This window comes from Pseudoalteromonas prydzensis, from assembly GCF_001661495.1.
Lineage (GTDB): Bacteria > Pseudomonadota > Gammaproteobacteria > Enterobacterales > Alteromonadaceae > Pseudoalteromonas > Pseudoalteromonas prydzensis.
This window is the reverse complement of the sequence record NZ_BDDT01000002.1, coordinates 533,054-553,299: the sequence shown is the minus strand read 5'-3', so window position 1 is coordinate 553,299 and position 20,246 is coordinate 533,054. Positions and strand designations below refer to the sequence as shown.

The window sequence follows — 20,246 nt, the reverse complement described above, 5'->3', positions numbered from 1 at the left end:
GCAATTGTAGCTAGGATAAGGGTGTGACTCTTACCCGCTAAGTAAACAACTTAGTAAGCAAACCATTACCTTAGCTGCATTAAAACAATTCATGGCCATCCGTTCAATTAGTGCAATTAGCACGAACGACCAAAGCAAAAAATATAAGGCCGCTATAACAAACTTTGAGTTAGGAAGTAAATATGAGTTCATTACCTAAAGCAGGTGATTTTTTAGGGCATCCTAAAGGATTATTTCTGCTGTTCGGCACAGAAATGTGGGAACGATTTGGTTATTACGGCATGCGTGCCATTTTAGTATTATATCTCGTTGCGATTGTTCAAGAAGGCGGTTTTGGTTGGAGTAATGCCGACGCACTAAGCCTTTACGGTACTTTCACGATGGCCGTTTATATCACCCCATTATTTGGCGGTTGGTTAGCCGATAACGTACTTGGTCAACGTAAAGCAATTATCATCGGTGGTTTATTAATGGCTGCAGGCCATTTTACTATGGGTATTCCTCATAGCATGTTAGCAGGTCAAGAAGAGAACGTATTTTATATTGGTCTAGCCTTGCTGTGTATGGGTAATGGTTTATTTAAACCAAATATCTCAACTATGGTTGGCGACTTATATAAAGAAGGTGATCAACGTCGTGATGGCGCATTCACTATCTTCTACATGGGTATAAACTTAGGTGGCGCATTAGGTCCATTAGTTGCGGGGTTTGCTGCAGCGTCTATGGGGTGGCAATATGGCTTCATCGTTGCTGGTATTGGTATGCTTATCTCTGTAGCAATGCAAGTCATCTTGAGTAACAAGTATTTAGGCGATATTGGTGTTGTTCCTTCAGCTAAATTAGCGCAATCACAAGCTAACTCAGACGTAAAAGTACCGTTAACTAAAGTTGAAACAGACCGCATTAAAGTTATTTTCACAATGAGTGTATTTAGTATTATCTTCTGGATGGGTTTTGAGCAAGCCGGTGGCTTAATGAACTTATTCGCCAATGATTATACTGATCGTATGTTGTTCAATTTTGAAATTCCAGCATCGTGGTTTCAATCATTAAACTCTATCTTTATCATCATTTTTGCACCTCTCGTGGCTATTATCTGGTTGAAACTAGATAAACGTGAGCCAAACTCACCTGTTAAGTTTGCCATCGCGTTAGTCTTTTTAGCACTTGGTTTTATCACTATGATTTTAGCACTTATGACCCAAGGTCAAGGTGAGACACTGCAAATCAGCATGATGTGGTTAGTATTATTCTACTTATTCCACACCTTAGGTGAACTGTGCTTATCGCCAATTGGCTTATCTATGGTAAGTAAATTAGCACCACTGCGCTTAGCATCAATGCTTATGGGTATTTGGTTCCTATGTACAGCCGTTGCTAATAAGATTGCTGGTTTCGTAGGTTCATTCTTAGGTGAAGGTGAAGAAGCGCTTGATAATGCATTAGGTATCTTCATTGGTTTAGGCGCAACAGCGGTACTTTCAGCAGTGATCATGTACTTACTAAGCGACAAGCTTGTGAAGTGGATGCATGGTGCAGAAGGCCAACACGAGCCACAAACTCAAGAACATATTTTAGCTGAAGAACTAGAAATAGTCGCTGAAAAACCGTAACAGAGTATTTATCCATTCTCCGCAAGCAGCCTTGCTTGTGGAGAACTTCTAAGCAAACTCCTTAATATCACGTCCCTAAATACTGTTATTATACTGGCCGTCAATTTGCATCTCTGTACGGACTGCAGTGTTTTTTTCAATACACAAAAACTCTTTAGTAAGCTTCCTGCTCTGCTTTTTAAATGCCTGCGGCGTAAAGATACTGCGTCTGCTGTGCGCGTAGTTGGTAATCATGACTATGCATCGCAATTACTCGACTACGCCAATGATGATAACGCCATCGTGTTAGCCAGTAACACGCGTTATACAGGCGATAATCCGCAAAGTTTTAACGCAGTTGATTTCTCGATTGTACAAGTCGGTTGCCTCAAGGTCGGTTTTATCGGGATGACATCTGTACCGTGGAATGAACTTGCTCAACCCATAGAGACCGCACCAATCCCCGACTTTATCGCTAACTTTAAAATGAATTGGCAATGGCAAGATATTGCCAAAAATATTGTCGAGCAATATAGCCAAGATGTCGACTACATGGTGATGTTGAGTCATTTAGGTGAAGGTGCAGATACGCAAATTGCACAAAACATTGCTGGTATTGATCTAGTGCTTGGCGGCCACACCCATGGCGGGGAGAGTTTTCAGCAACTCGATAATGGCAGTTTAGTGATCCAACCAAACTTTTTTGCTCAAGGCCTAACTGATTTAGAATTAACCTTTGATCTAACTACAAAAACTGTTGCTGATATCAATTATTCTACGTTAGCAACGACGCAGATCAACACCTTTGATGAAGCACTGCAAACACAAATTGACTTTTTGATGGGTAAATATGCCCCCGATGCCAATACTGAAATCGCTATTTCAGAGAATTACCCGACTACCGCACAGATAATGAATATTACTGCGCTTGCAGCAAAACAGCTACACCAAGTTGATGCAGCCTTATTTGATACAAACCTAGTACAACAACGATGGATACTGGTAACGCTCACTCAAGCACACGCTCACTAAATCAGGCTGTTGAGCGTCATTACCAAAATGCTCCGGCTATAAAAGCGAACCTATGGTTAGAGCAGCGCAGCAAGTTTTTTAACAAACGCGGCGCTAGCGTAAACAATTAATTACAATGCGTCCATTTAATTGAGGGAGGAAACTCCCTTAATTTGCTTAATTTACATCCGCAATAAAAACAAATTAACCATTAATATCAATCAACTAAGTAACAACCTACACCGTTAAAATTTGATTATCGAAGACTAACAGCTAAAGCTCCTCCTCTACCATCATCATTTTCAAATGATCGTCCCATTTAATTTACAAATAGCCGCTTAGCTAAATAGATGCGGGCTCTTCCCCTTTTACTCGTTATGGTTAATTATCTGCGCATCAGACACAACAAGACGCAGTGTTTATTGCGGGAGAATTATAATGAGTGAAGTAACTAACCCTTTAGGTTTGGTAGGTATCGAGTTTACTGAATACGCTACACCTGATGCAGATTATATGGATAAAGTGTTTACCGATTTTGGTTTTTCAAAGCTAAAAACATTTAAAGGTAAAGACATTGTTTACTACAACCAAAACGATATTCACTTTTTACTAAATAATGAACGTGATGGTTTTTCAGCAGAATTTGCAAAAAGCCATGGTCCTGCAATTTGCTCTATGGGCTGGCGTGTTGAAAATGCACAACTGGCATTTGATACTGCAGTAGCACGTGGTGCAAAACCTGCCACAGATTCAACCCACAAAGACTTACCTTACCCAGCTATTTACGGTATCGGTGACAGCTTAATTTACTTTATCGAGCAATTTGGCGATAAGGGCTCTATTTATGAGCAAGATTTTGAAGACTTAAGCGAGCAAAATATCGTTGCAGATAAAGGCTTTATCCGTATCGACCATTTAACAAATAACGTTTACAAAGGCACTATGGAAACATGGGCTAACTTCTACAAAGACGTATTTGGTTTTACGGAAGTTCGTTACTTTGATATCAAAGGGCAAAAAACAGCCCTGCTTTCTTACGCACTTAAATCACCGTGTGGCACCTTCTCGATTCCGATCAATGAAGGTAAAGGCAACGATAACAACCAAATCGACGAATATCTTGGTGAATACAATGGTCCAGGCGTACAGCATTTAGCATTCTTAACGGATGACTTAGTTAGCTCACTTGATAAGCTAGACAAATCAACTATTGCCACACTTGATATTATCCCTGAGTACTACGACACCATTTTTGACCGTGTACCTTGGGTAAAAGAAGATAAAGAAAAGATCCGTGAACATCAGATCTTAGTAGATAGCCAAAGTGAAAATTGCTACTTATTACAAATTTTCTCGAAAAACTTATTTGGCCCAATCTTTATCGAGATGATCCAACGCGTTGATGACGGTGGTTTTGGTGAAGGTAACTTCCAAGCACTGTTTGAATCAATCGAACGTGACCAAGAGCGTCGCGGCGTTTTATAAACACTCGCGTATAGATTTAAAAAGCAGCGTATTTCGCTGCTTTTTGTCGTTTCACCAATTTTATAAATTTCACTGTTTAAATCGCGCCATTCATCACCATATCCACTGTAAAGCGCGACTGACTAAACCAAAGGAAATGTAATGAGTTTAATTAACGAAACCCATGATATAAATTTAACTAGCTGGGTTGCCTCAGCGAATGTTGCAAATTGTGACTTCCCGATCCAGAACCTACCATTTGCAGAAGTACGCCGTAAGAATTCTGACGAAGCTTTTCGCGGTGCCGTTGCCATTGGTGATCAAGTTATCGACCTTGCCAAAGTAAACGAACTAGCAATTTTCTCAGGCGATGCCCAAACTGCCGTAGCAGCAGCAAGCCAAGCAACACTGAATGAATATATGGGCCTTGGTCAGCAATACTGGTCAGCGCTACGTTTAGCACTATCTAAAGCATTGCGTGAAGGCGCAACAGAGCAAGCAAAGCTAAGTGAAGCACTAATTGCCCAAGCAGACATTGAGTTTGCATTGCCATGTCGTATTGGCGATTATACTGACTTTTATACATCTATCTATCATGCAACTGCAGTGGGTAGCCTATTTCGCCCAGACAACCCATTGCTGCCTAACTACAAATGGGTACCAATTGGTTACCATGGTCGCTCTTCATCAATCGATGTATCAGGACAAACATTCCACCGCCCAAATGGTCAAACTAAAGCGCCAGATGCAGAAGTACCATCACTTGGTCCATGTAAACGCTTAGATTATGAATTAGAGCTTGGTATTTACTTAGGTAAAGGTAACGAGTTAGGCGATGCGATTGCTATTGAAAACGCTGAAAACCATGTATTTGGTTTTTGTGTATTCAATGATTGGTCAGCACGTGATTTACAAGCATGGGAATACCAACCATTAGGTCCATTCCTTGCGAAAAACTTTGCTTCAACGGTTTCGCCGTGGATTGTAACAACTGAGGCGCTTGCACCATTTAGAACATCATGGACTCGTGATGAAAATGACCCTCAGCCATTAGATTATCTAGAATCAAGCCAAAACCGTGAGCTGGGCGCCTTTGATATAAAAATGGACGTGCAAATTGAAACCGCAAAAATGCGTGAGCAAGGTGCAGCTCCTTCATTAGTATCAAAATCAAGTTTTAAACACTCGTACTGGACAGTTGCGCAAATGGTTACTCACCATACTGTAAATGGCTGTAACTTTATGCCTGGTGATATGCTAGGTTCAGGTACACAATCAGGCCCTACTCACGAAGAAGCGGGTTCATTACTCGAACTTTCTCGTGGTGGTAAAGAGAAAATCACTCTTAATAATGGTGAGCAACGTAGCTTTTTAGAAGATGGCGACAACGTTATTATGCGTGGTTGGTGTGAAAAAGCAGGCTTTGCTCGTATCGGTTTCGGCAGCGTTGAAGGAACAGTTCTTCCTGCTAAGTAACTAAATTGTAAACATTTATTAAATGTATTTCTTATAAGGAGGCGACCAACGCCTCCTTTTTTGAGATTAATTACAATTTTTTACTGGCTTTTTCAGCTCAGATTGCTATCTTGATTCGGTTAATAGCAAGTATTTATAAGCCATGTCAGCATTTATTAAGTCTTTTTATCACAAATTATTCCCAGCTAGACAGCTGTTGATCCGCCAAAATGGTGAGGTTAAACATGTGATATTAGCACCTTGGTTACAAGTTTCAGCTGTAGCGGTTGTTTTAATTGCTTTAGGCTGGTTAACGGTATCTACCTTACAAATTTATTCGCAAACCAACAAAATCTCCGATATTGAGCAAAGCCAACTATCAAAACAACAACAGTGGCAACTGCAAAAGAAACAGCAACAACAGCAGAATGATAAACAACTAGCACAGCTTGCTGAACTAGAACAAAAACAAGCTTTATTACAAAGCATGATCGACTCTTTACCTGAGTCGATGAGCAACCCAATTGAAGATGCCGCAACAATTGAAAATATCGATGCCAAAGAACAACAAGGTGATTTTCATGAGCCGCTCGTTGATGAAAAAAATCCAGATAGCGCTCAAGCCAATGTACTATCAGTTGAACAACGCTTTGCTCAACTCGACGCCCACTACTTGCAAAGTTTTTTACAAATTGAACAACAAATAGAGCGACGTCACCAAGATATTTTAACCATGCTCAAAGGGGCTGGGCTCGATAGCGCATTAGCACTGCATCTTCATAGTGAAATCACAGAAACTGCACAAGGTGGTCCGCTGGATTTATTTGACGAATCAAAAATACCTGCTGAATTTTTACTGATCGCCGACAAACTACTGGCGTTAAATAATCTTGAAAATTTACTTAGCGAACTACCACAAACTCTACCAGCGGCTAATTATTATATTTCGAGTAGTTTTGGCTTGCGTAAAGACCCTGTAAATAATCGCCATGCTTATCACAAAGGTGTCGATTTAGCCGGTTGGCATAAAACCGAAATCTTTGCCCCTGCTGACGGTACTGTGCTGCGTGCAGGACGTAATGGTGGCTATGGTAACTTTATTGAATTACAACATAAAAATGGCTTTGTAACGCGCTTTGGTCACTTAAATAAAATCAACGTAAAAAAAGGCCAAACAGTAGCTAAAAATGATGTTATTGGCTTAATGGGCAGCACTGGCAGAAGTACCGGTACTCACCTACACTATGAAGTATTACTTAACGACAAACATGTCAATCCTGTCAAAATAACAAAGGCGCTTTCTCGTGTTCGGTAAAAAAAAATCAACAGTAAGTAGTTCTTCTGATTCACAATTAAAAAGAACCAATCACACGCCGTCGATCATTTCTGAAGATGTTCGCTTAACAGGCAGCTTGGTCAGCCAAGGCGAAGTACAACTTGATGGACGTATTGATGGTGATGTGCGCGTCAATCACTTAGTTATTGGTAACACGGGCTGTGTAGAGGGCTCTGTAGTTGCTGAAAGCGTGATTGTAAAAGGCAAAATCATTGGCTCACTCAATGCCAGTAAAGTGGTTATTGAACGCTCAGCGCAAGTACATGGTGATGTTTACCAAGACACGCTCAGTATTGATGCAGGTGCTATTATTGAAGGTAACTTAAAACAACGTCATGAAGCAGAAACCGTTGAGTTAGTTACGCACAATACAGACGCAAAAGCCGAGCTTAGCTCAGTATTGAGTGAAGGCGATAACGACTTGTCGTTCTTCAATAAACAAGCCGCAGAAAAAGAGTAAACTACTTTTTCTTAGTAATGTACATCGTAATATCAGCAGTGAATACCAGTTCACTGCGGGTATTATAAAGTTTAACCGGCACAACTAAATCTTCTTTATCTTGCCATTGTCTTGGCATAGCAATCTCAGCTACCGCGGTCACATCGGTATCCACTTTTGCTAAGTACTGCACGGTCATGCCTTTGGGTATCCAACGATGGGTTTTATATGGCACTGTTGCATCAACCATTACGCCAGCACACAACTCAGCTAAATTACATTGAGCAATGGCATGAATAGTACCAATATGATTATGCACACTGCGGCGGTTTTTCACTACAGCACTGCAATACCCCTCTTTTACGTCCAAAATAGTAGGTTTCATCGAGCCAAAATAAGGTGCTTTAAAGCACACTACTTTGCTAAATAGCCAATTACCTAGCGGTAAATTTTTTAATTTTAACCATGTTTTTAAAACCACTGATTTGTCACTCATAACTTTCTTAATGAAAAGGCATATGCATTAAAATTAACACATCAGACCAGATAGCAGAAGTGTATTAATTTATCTCACTGATAATATTCTTGCGGGTCGGCCATATGGCCTTTCTTTTTTATTTCTACAGACTTAAAATACGCGGCAAAAGGAGCCTTCATGCCAACAACCGATCACCGTAGTCAGCTTAGTGTTATTTTAATTCTCGCCCTTTTGGTTATATTTTGCCCATTAGCAATTGACATTTACCTACCTGCGTTTCCAACCATTGCGGAACAATTTCAAGTCGGCGAAAAACAGGTGCAACAAACCGTTGCTATTTTTATGCTCACGGTTGGCTTGGGGCAATTAATTGCTGGCCCTCTAGCTGATAAGTTTGGCCGCAAACCTGTTGCACTTAGCGGTATCATACTTTATGCCGTTGCTTCGCTTGGCGCTTATTACGCACCACATTTTAACGCTATGTTGCTAGCACGTGCAGTGCAAGGTCTGGGCGCATGTGCAACATTTGTGGTTGCTTTTGCCATCGTACGGGATCGTTTTGGTAGTGAGCGCAGCGCACAAATGATCACCTACTTAAACGGTATTGTTTGTTTCATTCCTGCCTTAGCGCCCATTTTAGGTGCATGGCTTACACTGCAGTTTGGTTGGCGAATGAATTTCCTGTTTTTAGCTGGCTTTGCGTTATTGGGCCTATTGGTTACTTTATTGATGTTCAAAGAAACACGCCCTGCCGACAGCGTATATCATGGCCATATTCTCGATTTAAGGCGCTTTATTCCCATCATTAGCACCCCACTATTTCTTTTTAATAGCTTAATTTGCATGGTGGCTATGTCGGCAATATTAGTGTTTGTAACACTCGCTCCTGGTTGGCTTATCACTAAACTCGGCGGCTCTGTAGGTAGTTTCACCTTTTGGTTTACTCTCAATGCCGTACTGAGCATTGTCGCAAGTTTTATCACGCCGCTTTATATTAAGCGTCAACCAAAGCGTGCCCTTAAGGTAGGATTATTACTGCTTGTATTATCTGGTGTGCTGATGCTTAGCCTTAGCCAATATAAAACGCCACTGGCTTTAATGGCGCCCATGTTTATTGCTGCCTTTGGTTTTGCATTAACCTTAGGCTCAGCCGCAGGCAGAGCATTGAGCTTATTTCCACGACAAGCAGGAACAGCGTCAGCACTCATTGGCGTTATGCAAATGAGTGGTGCTAGCTTACTGGTTTTTATTACCCAATTTCTCAATTTAACCACGCCTTTGTTAATTGGCCTGCATTTTCTTTTGCTAGTCCCTTTTACTTACTTTGCATTTATCAATCATCGTATATCATAAAAAAGGACAGTAACACTTTCTCACTACTTTCTAGGTAGTGAGAATCATTATATTTTATTTACCCACTTAGACATCCACTTATACCCATTAGTTATAAAGAAGTGATAATAAGATTATTTTATTCCTTTTTTATGGACAATCTTCCCTTGCACTGCAGTGAATATTAATTTAATGTCAAATTTCGTTAACTAAAAGTTAACCAAATAACATTCTAGGGATACATAATATGAACACGAATAAACTCGCATTGGCACTCATCATCAGTGGTTTGTGTACAACTGGCAGCGTTGCAGCAGCGAACGATCGCTATATCATCCAAGTTGATAACAATAAAAAAGGCGTCGTGAAAGCACTCGCTAAAAAACTCGGTGGTGATATCAAAGTTGATGGTAATGGCTTCATTGCCGCACAATTTACTGGCCATGATTTAGCAAGCATTAAAGGCCTGTTAAACAACCCACATATCAAGCTAATTGAAGAAGATCAAAAACGTGTGCCGATGTCTACTTACAATGATGACGCCGGCAATGCAATGGTGCAACAACTTACACCGTACGCTGTATATCAATCGCAAGCAGATCAACTGACCTTTGATGCCAACGCAGGTATGAAAGTTTGCGTGATTGACTCAGGCTTAGACAGTTCAAATCCCGATTTTATTTGGGGTAATATTACTGGCGACAACAACAGCGGCACTGGTAATTGGTTCGATAATGGCGGTCCTCACGGGACTCATGTCGCAGGCACAATTGGTGCGGCAGATAACAATGTCGGTGTTGTCGGTATGGCACCCGGTGTCGCCATGCATATTATCAAGGTATTTAATGCTGAAGGCTGGGGTTATTCATCTGATTTAGCACACGCGGCAAACCTATGTTCCCAAGCGGGTGCTAACATTATTAGTATGAGCTTGGGCGGTGGTGGCTCCAACAGTACCGAGTCAAATGCATTTGCAAACTTTACTCAAGCTGGTGGTTTAGTCGTTGCAGCTGCTGGTAATGATGGTAATAATGTGCGTTCTTACCCTGCGGGCTACCCTTCTGTAATGATGGTTGGTGCCAATGATGCTGACAACCAAATCGCTGATTTTTCACAATTTCCAAGCTGTACAAGCGGACGCGGTAAACGGGCAACAACTGACGAAACGATTTGTGTTGAAGTAACAGCCGGCGGCGTAGATACGTTATCAACCTACCCAGCTGGTATGGCTACAGCCGCTGATTTATCAGCAGACAACACATCATTTGCATCCTCTGCAATGGAAAATTCAGGCCAAGCAACCGCCAGCGCATATTATATGGGCACAGCAGAAAGCATCGATACTGGCGCAGCCGGAAAAGTATGCATGATTGACCGTGGTAACATCTCATTTTATGACAAAGTAGCCAACTGTGAAAATTCAGGTGGCACGGGCGCGGTTATTATTAATAACGAAGCGGGTATGTTATACGCTACACTCGGTGAAACGAACGATACTACGATTCCCGCTGTAGGCGCTGCATTGGAGGATCGCAGTGCGTTGCTTGCCAGCACGAACATCAGTATCAATATTGGTACCAGCGATTATGGTTATATGAGCGGTACATCAATGGCTACACCTGCTGTATCTGGTATTGCCGCGTTAGTATGGTCATTACACCCTGAGTGTACAGGAACAGAGATCCGCGATGCTCTCAAAGCAACTGCACAAGATCAAGGTGCTGCTGGGCATGACGTTTACTTTGGTCACGGTATAGTTAAAGCAGTTGATGCTGAAGCTTACCTCAGTGCCAACGGTTGTGCAGGTAATAATGGAGGTGGCACGCCTACACCAGGTAATGACGATATCAGTCTTGGTGCAACAGGTTACAAATCAAAAGGCGCAAGTTTTGCTGATTTAAACTGGAGCGGCGCAACAACCAGCCAAGTTGATATCTATCGTAATGGTAGCAAAGTATCAACAGTTGCAAATACTAATAGCTACACCGATGCAATTTCTACAAAAGGTGGCGGCTCTTATACTTATCAAGTATGTGAAGCACAAAGCACAACCGTATGCTCAAACAACAGCACCGTTAATTTCTAATTGTTTAATCCAACCTAGCTAAGCGGGCAAATGCCCGCTTTTTCTTTGCCTGTAAGCTTGTTAAGATCAGCCATCTATTACTAATAAATTGCGCTGATGATCAATCCAGAATTTTTACTGTCGTTTTTAGCGGCCAGCTTTTTAATCGCTGTGGCGCCGGGGCCATCAAACGCTTTTTTAATGGCGCAAACCTTTGCTAATGGCCGCACTGCTGGCTTACAAAGTGCGTTTGGCTTTGCCCTTGGTGGTGTAGTGCATACTTTTTTTGCTGTGGTTGGCTTAACTGCAATTTTAAAAGCATCTGCGGTTGCTTACGCGACAGTGCAGTATGCTGGTGCCGCTTATTTATGTTACTTAGGCATAATGATGCTAAAAAGCACCTTTGTGGTAGTAAATGACGACTGTGATGACAAGCCTCATGTCAGTACCAGTAAAAAGAAAAATGTGATGTTCCAAGCAATGATGACGGAAGTACTCAATCCAAAAGTTGCGCTGTTCTTTATTGCCTTTATCCCGCAGTTTGTGGATCCGAGTTTATCCAGCTCTACCACATTTCAGCTGGCTTTTTTTGGCTTGCTCTACCCTATTTTCGCCTTCCCCATTGATTGCACTTATATTTTTTTTGGCGATAAAATTGCCAGTTATTTCAGGGACAACCCAAATACGCAATTGTGGATAGACCGAATTACAGGTATTGTGTTTATAGCACTTGCTATCAACCTTTTAGTGTAAAAAATAATAAGAGTCAGCATGGAACAAAAACAGCAAACATTACCCGCTAAAAAAAACATCGCGCTAGTCGCACATGATGGAAAGAAAACTGCATTACAAGCATGGTGTAATAAGCACCGAGACAATTTGAGTCAGCATACCTTGTATGGCACCGGCACCACAGGCCATCTAATTGAGAAAAATACTGGGCTTGATGTAATAAAACTGCTGAGCGGCCCAATGGGTGGCGATCAGCAATTAGGCGCTAAAATAGCCGAACACGAAATTCATATGTTGATTTTCTTTTGGGATCCCCTCGCCTCTCAGCCACATGATCCTGATGTTAAAGCGTTACTACGTTTAGCAGCAGTGTGGAATATTCCCGTGGCGTGTAATGAAGTCAGTGCTGATATGTTGCTAAGTTCGTCATTAATGAATGTGGAGCTTGAGCGCAGCTTGCCAGATTACGATAAATATCTGGCAACCAGACAAGTTACGCTATAAAGGCAACCGTGTTTTAACGATAAAGCATATTAGCCCATTTAGTGAGTCCAGCGGTGACACTACCGAAGTGATCACCGTTCACCATTTTTATGTCTCCTAAATGCTCAACTAATGCCGCTTTGATCAGCGGTGATTGGGCACTACCACCAGTAAGATAAATAACATCAGGTACGGCGCCAGCATCTTTAATCGCTTGTTTTGCTAAGCTCACTATTTGCATAATAGAATCATCAACCGCCAATGCTAAATCATCGCGTGATAACGCTTTGTGTAATTGTGGCGCTAAAAATTCGAGCTCACAATTAAACTCAGTGGCTGACGATAAAGCAATTTTTGCCGCCTCCCCTTGCTGAACTAGCTGATGGCCCTGCTTATTTTGTTGCAAATCGATCAGTCGTTGAAATAACTCGGGCGCTTGAACTTCTCGTAGTTGAGTAAGTAACTCGCGAGTATGCTGCTGACTATAAAACTGGCTTTGTAAATTCACATCATTGATTTTACAGGCTTGCCAAAATGGCTGATTAGGTAAAGGCAAACCCGATTTAAACTTACTGCCTAACCCGAGCAAAGGCATAAGCGCATGGTAGCTCAGGGCAATATCAAGATCATTACCGCCAATACGTTTACCTGTATGAGCCAAAAAGTCATGATCACGCTCACTGCTGTTACGAAAGCTGGGGCCCATTTGTACAAACGAGCAATCACTCGTACCACCACCAATATCGATAACTAACACTTTTTGATCGTGCTGTAAGTCACTTTCATAATCAATTCCCGCTGCGAGCGGTTCATACAAGAACGCGACCTCTTTAAAGCCTGCGCGTTTTGCTGCACGCTCTAAAATTCCTAATGCTTGTTGGTTTGATTGCTCTCCACCCACGGCTTGAAAATTTACCGGGCGGCCAATGACCGTTTGTGTTAACTCTTTTTGTAGTGATGTTTCAGCACGCTGTTTGATTTTTAAAATCATCGCGGTGGCAATATCTTCAAAGAAGTTGATTTGTCCTTGCTTTAAGCCTATTGCCCCAAAAAATGATTTCGGGGATTTAACAAAGTAGCCTTCTTCAGGAAACTGCACATATTCATTAATGGCTTCGCGGCCAATAAAGAGATTTTCTTCACCGGGAGCAAGGTCTAAATCCGACTTGATCCGCACCATGGTATTAAGTAATGCCTGACGCTGGCTTTTAAAATCACTTTCATATGCGCTGCCAGTTAAATGTTGGGCAACAAAATCAACGACTAACGCACTATGATGGGTGTACAAAGTAGAGGGTAAGTAGTGCTTTCCTTGTTCTAACGGTACTAGCTCGACAGCGTTTTGTGCATTCATTACACCCATTGCACAATTAGAACTACCATAATCAAAACCAACAAACATCCCGCCACCACTACTTACTCAAAAGGCCGCGCAATTTAGCATACTTACCGGCTTTTTTAAACGTTATTCAGCTTTACGCTCGCGGATAAAACTGGCAAAGCGTGGCAGGCCATTTTTGGTAAAGCCATGATAGCGATAAGTGATCGTAGCCCCAATGGCCGGTGGGGTTTGCCGTTGTTGATCAGTAAAGCCTGTGCCAATAGTAAATTGTAAACCTTCAGCGGTTACTACCCGCAGTGCTCCTAACATATTTTGGTATTTGCCTTTACCAGGTAAATGCTCGATCACGACCGCTTCATTATCCATATAAGGTTTTAGCTTTAACAATGCATCGCTACGGCCACTTTTGTGTATTGCCGTGGCTAAATGTAGCATCACGCCTTCACCACCTTGTTCAATTACCTGCTCAAAAAAAGTGGATAGCGCTTGCTCTGTGGTGAAATGATGTTGCTGTACCGCCCGAATATGTGAACGGTTTATCCGATTTACTAAGTTAAGGTAATTTTGATAGCGTTCTTGAAATGGGCTTGTTTGATCTGGCATATCAAAAACCTGATAGGTTACTGTTTGCCAGTCACTGTCTAACGGTTGTAGAGTACGCACAATACCGCTAAGTGCTGCAAAATCGCCGCGTTTAGTCCACAGCTCCCCATCTAATCGCAAGCTAGGTAAGTCAGCTACAAACCATGCAGGAGCATGGATCACATTATCGTTACGGGTTATAAACTCAGTGCCAGTCCAAATAGCCCGCACTCCGTCAAATTTTTCACTTACTAAATAATTACTTATGGCGGGGGCTTTGTCTTGCTGATACACCTTAGCAAGTTGTGCATTTGCAGTTAGTTGTGGTTCGGTTGCCCAACAACTAAACGCTGTGAGCAACAACCATATTGTGATTAGTCCGTTTCGCATGTCAGTCCCTTGTTTTTATCCAAGCAGACTAAAACTATAGCTTAGTTTGTACCCATTGCCATAGTTGCTGTAAATTATCCATGCGCGAAAATGCCAAACTTAAATCATGCTCTAAAGTATGTTTATTCGGTATTGCCACCACAGCGACTTTTGCATTCGTGGCAGCGGTTACACCAGTATGGGTATCTTCTACCGCAATCGCTTGCTCGGCTGAAATACCTAAGGTAGAAAGTGCCAGTAAATAAGGGTCACCTGCGGGCTTTGGGTTTTGCACATCATCTTTAGTAACAACGCAATCAAACAACTCATAGAAGCCATACCCTTTTAAAATCGGCAACGCTTCAAGGCGAGCACTGCCTGTCACCAGTGCCATCTTTAAACCACTTTGTTTAACCTTGTGTAAAATCTCTTTAGCAAAAGGCATCAGGGCTGGCAGTTGTGTTAGTACAAATTCTTCAAAGGCATCATATTTAGCTTGTGCTAACCACTGCGGCGTTACTGATAAGTTGTATTGCTCAACCACTTCAATTGCGGCTTCTAACGTGGGTCGACCTGAAAAGCGTTGGCAAAACTCATCTTCATCATAACTTACACCAAACGGCGCTAAAATATCATTCCAGCAGGTAAAATGGACACTTTCGGAATCGACCAAGGTGCCATCCATATCAAATAGTACTGCTTTTAAAGTCATCCTCATTCCTTTATTTTAACAATCAAAAAAGGCGCACAAGGCACCTTTACACTATATCAATTACTCAGTTAATCCCGCAGGCGGCTCGGCAAAAGCCTCTTCGCCCGTTGCAACGTCAACCAGTTCATAACCGCGCTCTTTTCTAACCACTTTTAAAACTGGTTTTTCAAACGCTGTTTTTAAACGACCTGCATCGGCCTGTAATTCTTCAACGGTGTTACCAAAAGGCGCGGCACCGGTTTCTGACCAATTCGTTACTTTACCATTTAGGTTATATTCAACTTCATGAATTTGATATTGCGCCGCTTCATCTTTGGTTGCTTCACAAAAAATCACTCGGTAGTTCCAAAATCCAGCCATGACTATTCTCTTTAAAATATAATTAGCGCTACTTTAGCAGCTCTAATAGGGCTTTTCACTAAGCGAAAACAAAAAGCCCGCAAATAATGCGGGCTTTAACCTATTTAGTTAAAGTTTAGTTTAGTAAAACTTAATTTTAAATTCAGCACCAATATAACGCTCTTCGTTAACCATACCAGTGTTATTATTGAAGTCGATAGCACCAATAACTTGTTGCTCGTCAAACATGTTACGAACAAAAGCAGATACTTCGTATTCATAATCACCTTCTGCCCATGCATAACCTGCTCGCAGACCTGTTTCTAATAGTGATTTACCTTCAAACTCAACTGACTCATATAAGAAGAAGTCAATTTCGCTGCGGTATGAAATATCGGTATAAGCGAAGAAGTCGCCACCAGCCAGCTCTTTAGTATAACGAAGCGTTAAGTTAGAGATCCACTCTGGCGCATGTGGAAGGCTATTACCATCTAAAATAGCGCGATCTTCAGGGCCAAATGCACCAGGAACTTGGAATGTTGGATCTTTCACAGTGCACTGCGCACATACTGCAACAGCGAGATCATTATCTTTCAGCTCAGTTTTGTTGTAGCTTAAGTTAAATGTGGCATTTAACTCATCAGTTAATACCCATTCAGTATCTAACTCAAAACCATAACCGGTCGTTTTATCAGCATTCACTAAACGGTTAAAGTTGGCGCCACCACCAACAGCCGTTAACTGTTGATCATCCATTTGATAGTAAAAAACAGTCGCATTTACACGGCCACGACCATCTAATACGTCTGATTTAATGCCTGTTTCGTATGATGTAACAGTCTCTGATTTAGCAACAGTGACTTCATCACCAAATAAAATACGACCTTGAATACTTGGTGCTCGGAAGCTATTAGCAATACGCGCATACCAGTTAACATCGTCGTTGATTTTATAGTTTGATGAAATATCCCAGCTGATATGATCATCGCTTGGGTTTTCAGTTAAAAACAATGCTCCACCGCCTGCAGGGCTTAATGTACGATTTGCTGAAAACTCTTTTTCATCATCAGAATAACGAAGGCCAGCAGTTACTTTAAAATCATCAGTGAAAGTGTAATCAACTGAGCCGAATACAGCCCATGCTTTAGTGTCTTGCTGCTGTATTACGTAGCCGTTTAGTGCTCCATTAGCTGCCGTGTCATAGCTATAATTCTCAATAGTTAGCGCTTCATCAAAGTAAAATAGACCCACTTGATAATTTAAATCGCCAGCAAAATTGCTTGATAAGCGAAGTTCTTGCGTATACTGATCATGTTCTGGAATACCATCTGCACTTTCTGAAGAGAATGGAATAAAACCAGGACCCATAGCAACAGGTACGTCATTGATTGAATAACCGCCGTAACCGCCGTCGATATCTGCGCGAGAATAAATTTCAGCGCTTTCCCATGCTGAGATAGAGGTAATTGTATGGTTCGCTAAATCCCACTCAAGCTTTAAACTTGCACCTTGAGAGTCAACTTGTTGAGTTGCACGTGATGCTGCATCATGAAAAACCACATCATGCTCATAGCCATCCACTAAGTCATTACTGCCTTGCTTGATAACATTGGCACGGAACGCAATTGGAGAACCATCCATATCACGGATATGGTAGTTAAATAAGCCAGTGAAATCGTCACCTTCGTACAAAAATTGAATACGAGCAGCTTGATCTGTGTAACCACCTAAAACATCTTTTTGCTCAAAACCTGGAGCACGATTATCAATGTAATCGTCTTTGTCTTGCCACAATAATGAAACACGTGTTGATAAGCGATCTGTTAAAGCGCCGCCTACTGCGCCTTCAAAATCAACTGCACCACGGCTACCGTATGATACTGAACCATAACCATCAAAATCTTGGCTTGGTTTAACTGTATCAAACTTAACTAGGCCCGCAGGCGTGTTACGACCAAATAAAGTACCTTGAGGGCCGCGTAAAACTTCCACACGTGCAACATCAAATACTGGGAAGCCCTTTAAGATCGCATTTTCTTGAACAACTTCATCAACCACTAGTGATACCGGTTGTGAGGCGTTTAAATCGAAATCGGTATTACCTAGGCCACGAACATAAAAGCGTGGGAAAGAACGACCAAATGAAGATTCAATAGATAAGCTTGGGATTTTCGCATTCATAAAACGAATATCCATACCAGCTGAGCTGTATGCATCTAAGTTATCACCTTGTAGAGCAGAAACCGCTACAGGTACTTCCTGTGCGTTCTCTACACGTTTACGTGCAGTGATTTGAATAACTTCGAGTTGTTTGCTTTTTGCATCTGGAACTTGCTCATCAGCTGCAAGAGTAGAAAATGAAGTACCTGCTACGGCAGTGAACAACGTTGCATTGATTAGGGTTGCTAACGTAGATCTTTTCATTGCTTTCATGTCGGGGTTTAACCTTTTTAGTGCACTCTTGTTCAACGGTTGGTGTGTTGCGCCAAATTCACTCGGCGGGCTCAATCAATTTTTCGCGCCTTGAAGTAAGCTGCGCGGACCTCTTTGTCGAGAGTGCAAAACAAAGTAAAGAGGCTGAATGAACGCTGAAGATTATAGCATTGTGTGACAGTTTTGCTGCATAAATATGTACAATAAAATAAACTTTTTACAACAAATAACGACATGATAGACGAACTTTAACGACTTTATGCAAATATATTTATTTTATGCGGACATTTGTCCTGTCATTTTAATTGCTGCGAATATAAACAACTAACATAAGTGAGGTTAATTCGCATTTGCATATCAGCCTCACTTATCTTTAAGTTAACTAGTTAACTGAGCTAACTCTGGCTTCGCCAATTCGCAGTTATGTTCATTAAGTAATCCAAGGATTGCCATATTTAATTCCTCGATTACTTCCATATACAATGCAAAGTCGGTGGTATTTACATAACTTAATACATCTATCTGTAACGCCCATGGCGTAAAGCCTTTAAATTTCACTCGACATGGATCTGCACAAATGTGCTCATGGTCATCTAATAATTGCTTGCATGCATTTATAAATGATTGTAAATCGACCTGTTTAGTTTGTGCACTGAGCATTAAATTGGGTCTAAAGGCAATACGCTCTCGTTCCGAAATATTTTCTAAATGCATATCGACAAATTTGGCATTGGCAACATAGATAACAGAGCGGTCTAAGGTGCGTATCCGAGTAGCACGTAAACCAATTTCCTCTATCGTCCCCACATTTGCACCAAATTTACATAAACTACCAATACGCACAGGCGCAGATACATATAAGGTAATTGCGCCAATTATGTTCTCAACTGTTTTTTGCGCAGCCAATGCAATAGCTAACCCACCAATACCTAAACCAGCGAGTAAAGTCGTGGCACTAAAACCTAGGTTTTCAAACCATAATAGGATGGCAATGATCACAATAAGCATTTTAATTACTTTACTTGCAGGACGTAATAAAAATACTGCTTGTGGTTTTTCTTGTGCAATAAAGCGCTCTGATAGGCGATGTTTAGCAATATCAACACTACGTAAAAATACCCAGGCCCATGCAATTAGCAATACGGTACTGCCTTGGGCAAGCGCCACAACCGCAATCGTCACATTCGATACGTCATGCAGTGAGCGAGCTAACAATACTGCCAACAGTAAACAAATTGGTCCTTTTATAAAGGCTAAAACATCATCAGGGGTTTTCGCTCTAAAGCGATGTAAAGTTGCCGCAAAAATACGTGTGATCAATACCGATATCAAAAAGAAGGCGGTAAATGAGCCGGCAAAGTAAACCCACTGCCAGAGCATCACGCCAAGTAATTCAGCTTTAGGAAGATGATTGTATAACCATTCCCCCACCACGTTATAACCAAACTCATCAATTAAGAAGGGAATTTTACTGACCGTTGCGTTGGATATTTTCCAAACTTTATTCTCACCTTTCTCATCGGGGACACGCTGCAATAATATTTGTACTGGCCCTCGTGAGGTGGTGATCTCTGCTACTAAATCCCGATAACTGGGTACCGCTTCGTTCTTTTTACCCTCTGGCTTTTTGCTTAAGGTATCTATATCAATCCACACTGTGCGATCAAATACCAAAGAAAGCTGCTCAGCTAAAAGCTCTGGAGCAATCACTTTTACTTCAGGTGGTAAATTTCGGTAATCTAAATAGTTGGTGGCAAGGGCGTAATCTCGTTGTCGTGCCGCACGTAAATAAGCTTGCATCGCAGAGCTTGGGGTGATGCGGTGAAATTCATCAAATGGCAAGGAGTCAATATCAAGCTCGCCCCCTTGCTCTTTTACGGCTGTGGTGATTGCCGTCGCTTTTACAGCTTGTTTTAACTCTGCCCCTTTTTCTTGTGCTGCAGCATGTTGCTCCTGCTCTTTACTTTCTTTATCGATCAGAGATTTTACTGTCACCTCAGGCTCTGCAAATGAACTGAGGCTAAAACTAAACAAAATGGACAAGCCTATTAGTTTTAAGAGTGAAATAAAGTGCTTACCCAT

At 41.6% G+C, this 20,246-nt stretch carries 16 protein-coding genes and 1 pseudogene; 10 read left to right on the top strand and 7 right to left on the bottom strand.

The features are described 5' to 3' along the window. Nucleotides 1-182: 182 nt before the first annotated feature. The 6 genes and pseudogenes from A7968_RS06845 (at nucleotide 183) to A7968_RS06820 (ending at nucleotide 7,318) form a co-directional block, all read left to right on the top strand. Nucleotides 183-1,613, top strand: a complete 1,431-nt coding sequence (locus A7968_RS06845) for a peptide MFS transporter (RefSeq protein ID WP_064665815.1) — start codon at nucleotides 183-185, stop codon at nucleotides 1,611-1,613. A gap of 213 nt (nucleotides 1,614-1,826) precedes the next feature. Next, nucleotides 1,827-2,621, top strand: a pseudogene (locus tag A7968_RS06840) (bifunctional UDP-sugar hydrolase/5'-nucleotidase); the annotation flags it as partial. Between the two features lie 420 nt (nucleotides 2,622-3,041). Next, on the top strand, nucleotides 3,042-4,088 hold the full coding sequence (gene hppD / locus A7968_RS06835) for a 4-hydroxyphenylpyruvate dioxygenase (protein WP_064665813.1): 1,047 nt from the start codon (nucleotides 3,042-3,044) through the stop codon (nucleotides 4,086-4,088). A gap of 141 nt (nucleotides 4,089-4,229) precedes the next feature. After that, on the top strand, nucleotides 4,230-5,543 hold the full coding sequence (gene fahA / locus A7968_RS06830) for a fumarylacetoacetase (protein ID WP_064665812.1): 1,314 nt from the start codon (nucleotides 4,230-4,232) through the stop codon (nucleotides 5,541-5,543). Between the two features lie 142 nt (nucleotides 5,544-5,685). After that, nucleotides 5,686-6,837: a M23 family metallopeptidase gene (locus A7968_RS06825; protein ID WP_064665811.1), complete on the top strand. Its 1,152-nt coding sequence runs from the start codon at nucleotides 5,686-5,688 to the stop codon at nucleotides 6,835-6,837. Next, a complete protein-coding gene (locus tag A7968_RS06820; RefSeq protein ID WP_064665810.1) occupies nucleotides 6,827-7,318 on the top strand; it encodes a bactofilin family protein in 492 nt (163 codons plus the stop codon). The genes A7968_RS06825 and A7968_RS06820 overlap by 11 nt, the downstream gene beginning before the upstream one ends. Before the next feature lies 1 nt (nucleotide 7,319). Here A7968_RS06820 and A7968_RS06815 read toward each other — a convergent pair whose 3' ends face one another. Next, complete coding sequence (locus A7968_RS06815) at nucleotides 7,320-7,793, bottom strand: hotdog fold domain-containing protein (protein ID WP_064665809.1); 474 nt, start codon at nucleotides 7,791-7,793, stop codon at nucleotides 7,320-7,322. A 159-nt stretch (nucleotides 7,794-7,952) separates the two neighbouring features. Here A7968_RS06815 and A7968_RS06810 point away from each other — a divergent pair, with 159 nt between their 5' ends. The 4 genes from A7968_RS06810 to A7968_RS06795 all read left to right on the top strand — a co-directional run bounded on the left by A7968_RS06810 (nucleotide 7,953) and on the right by A7968_RS06795 (nucleotide 12,408). Beyond that, nucleotides 7,953-9,128 carry a multidrug effflux MFS transporter gene (locus tag A7968_RS06810; RefSeq protein WP_064665808.1) on the top strand — a complete coding sequence of 392 codons (1,176 nt, stop codon included), beginning with the start codon at nucleotides 7,953-7,955 and terminating at the stop codon, nucleotides 9,126-9,128. 226 nt (nucleotides 9,129-9,354) lie between these two features. Further along, nucleotides 9,355-11,193 (top strand): S8 family serine peptidase, encoded by a 1,839-nt coding sequence (locus A7968_RS06805; protein WP_064665807.1) that lies wholly within the window; start codon nucleotides 9,355-9,357, stop codon nucleotides 11,191-11,193. A 96-nt stretch (nucleotides 11,194-11,289) separates the two neighbouring features. Then, nucleotides 11,290-11,925: a LysE family translocator gene (locus A7968_RS06800; RefSeq protein ID WP_064665806.1), complete on the top strand. Its 636-nt coding sequence runs from the start codon at nucleotides 11,290-11,292 to the stop codon at nucleotides 11,923-11,925. A gap of 18 nt (nucleotides 11,926-11,943) precedes the next feature. Further along, on the top strand, nucleotides 11,944-12,408 hold the full coding sequence (locus A7968_RS06795; RefSeq protein ID WP_064665805.1) for a methylglyoxal synthase: 465 nt from the start codon (nucleotides 11,944-11,946) through the stop codon (nucleotides 12,406-12,408). Nucleotides 12,409-12,421: 13 nt separating this feature from the next. Here A7968_RS06795 and yegD read toward each other — a convergent pair whose 3' ends face one another. The 6 genes from yegD to A7968_RS06765 all read right to left on the bottom strand — a co-directional run bounded on the left by yegD (nucleotide 12,422) and on the right by A7968_RS06765 (nucleotide 20,246). Beyond that, a complete protein-coding gene (gene yegD / locus A7968_RS06790; protein WP_064665804.1) occupies nucleotides 12,422-13,789 on the bottom strand; it encodes a molecular chaperone in 1,368 nt (455 codons plus the stop codon). Between the two features lie 63 nt (nucleotides 13,790-13,852). Then, complete coding sequence (locus tag A7968_RS06785; protein ID WP_064665803.1) at nucleotides 13,853-14,701, bottom strand: DNA ligase; 849 nt, start codon at nucleotides 14,699-14,701, stop codon at nucleotides 13,853-13,855. Nucleotides 14,702-14,735: 34 nt separating this feature from the next. After that, on the bottom strand, nucleotides 14,736-15,392 hold the full coding sequence (locus A7968_RS06780) for an HAD family hydrolase (RefSeq protein ID WP_064665802.1): 657 nt from the start codon (nucleotides 15,390-15,392) through the stop codon (nucleotides 14,736-14,738). A gap of 60 nt (nucleotides 15,393-15,452) precedes the next feature. Next, nucleotides 15,453-15,752: a hypothetical protein gene (locus tag A7968_RS06775; RefSeq protein ID WP_064665801.1), complete on the bottom strand. Its 300-nt coding sequence runs from the start codon at nucleotides 15,750-15,752 to the stop codon at nucleotides 15,453-15,455. Between the two features lie 120 nt (nucleotides 15,753-15,872). Further along, complete coding sequence (locus A7968_RS06770) at nucleotides 15,873-18,164, bottom strand: TonB-dependent receptor (protein ID WP_064665800.1); 2,292 nt, start codon at nucleotides 18,162-18,164, stop codon at nucleotides 15,873-15,875. Nucleotides 18,165-18,542: 378 nt separating this feature from the next. Continuing rightward, a complete protein-coding gene (locus tag A7968_RS06765; protein ID WP_064665799.1) occupies nucleotides 18,543-20,246 on the bottom strand; it encodes a mechanosensitive ion channel family protein in 1,704 nt (567 codons plus the stop codon).

Bases quoted from the DNA above. Each gene is read 5' to 3' on its own strand.
- A7968_RS06845 (WP_064665815.1), top strand. From the start codon at position 183: ATGAGTTCATTACCTAAAGCAGGTGATTTTTTAGGGCATCCTAAAGGA.
- hppD (WP_064665813.1), top strand. From the start codon at position 3,042: ATGAGTGAAGTAACTAACCCTTTAGGTTTGGTAGGTATCGAGTTTACT.
- fahA (WP_064665812.1), top strand. From the start codon at position 4,230: ATGAGTTTAATTAACGAAACCCATGATATAAATTTAACTAGCTGGGTT.
- A7968_RS06825 (WP_064665811.1), top strand. From the start codon at position 5,686: ATGTCAGCATTTATTAAGTCTTTTTATCACAAATTATTCCCAGCTAGA.
- A7968_RS06815 (WP_064665809.1), bottom strand. From the start codon at position 7,793: ATGAGTGACAAATCAGTGGTTTTAAAAACATGGTTAAAATTAAAAAAT.
- A7968_RS06810 (WP_064665808.1), top strand. From the start codon at position 7,953: ATGCCAACAACCGATCACCGTAGTCAGCTTAGTGTTATTTTAATTCTC.
- A7968_RS06805 (WP_064665807.1), top strand. From the start codon at position 9,355: ATGAACACGAATAAACTCGCATTGGCACTCATCATCAGTGGTTTGTGT.
- A7968_RS06800 (WP_064665806.1), top strand. From the start codon at position 11,290: ATGATCAATCCAGAATTTTTACTGTCGTTTTTAGCGGCCAGCTTTTTA.
- A7968_RS06795 (WP_064665805.1), top strand. From the start codon at position 11,944: ATGGAACAAAAACAGCAAACATTACCCGCTAAAAAAAACATCGCGCTA.
- yegD (WP_064665804.1), bottom strand. From the start codon at position 13,789: ATGTTTGTTGGTTTTGATTATGGTAGTTCTAATTGTGCAATGGGTGTA.
- A7968_RS06785 (WP_064665803.1), bottom strand. From the start codon at position 14,701: ATGCGAAACGGACTAATCACAATATGGTTGTTGCTCACAGCGTTTAGT.
- A7968_RS06780 (WP_064665802.1), bottom strand. From the start codon at position 15,392: ATGACTTTAAAAGCAGTACTATTTGATATGGATGGCACCTTGGTCGAT.
- A7968_RS06775 (WP_064665801.1), bottom strand. From the start codon at position 15,752: ATGGCTGGATTTTGGAACTACCGAGTGATTTTTTGTGAAGCAACCAAA.
- A7968_RS06770 (WP_064665800.1), bottom strand. From the start codon at position 18,164: ATGAAAGCAATGAAAAGATCTACGTTAGCAACCCTAATCAATGCAACG.
- A7968_RS06765 (WP_064665799.1), bottom strand. From the start codon at position 20,246: ATGGGTAAGCACTTTATTTCACTCTTAAAACTAATAGGCTTGTCCATT.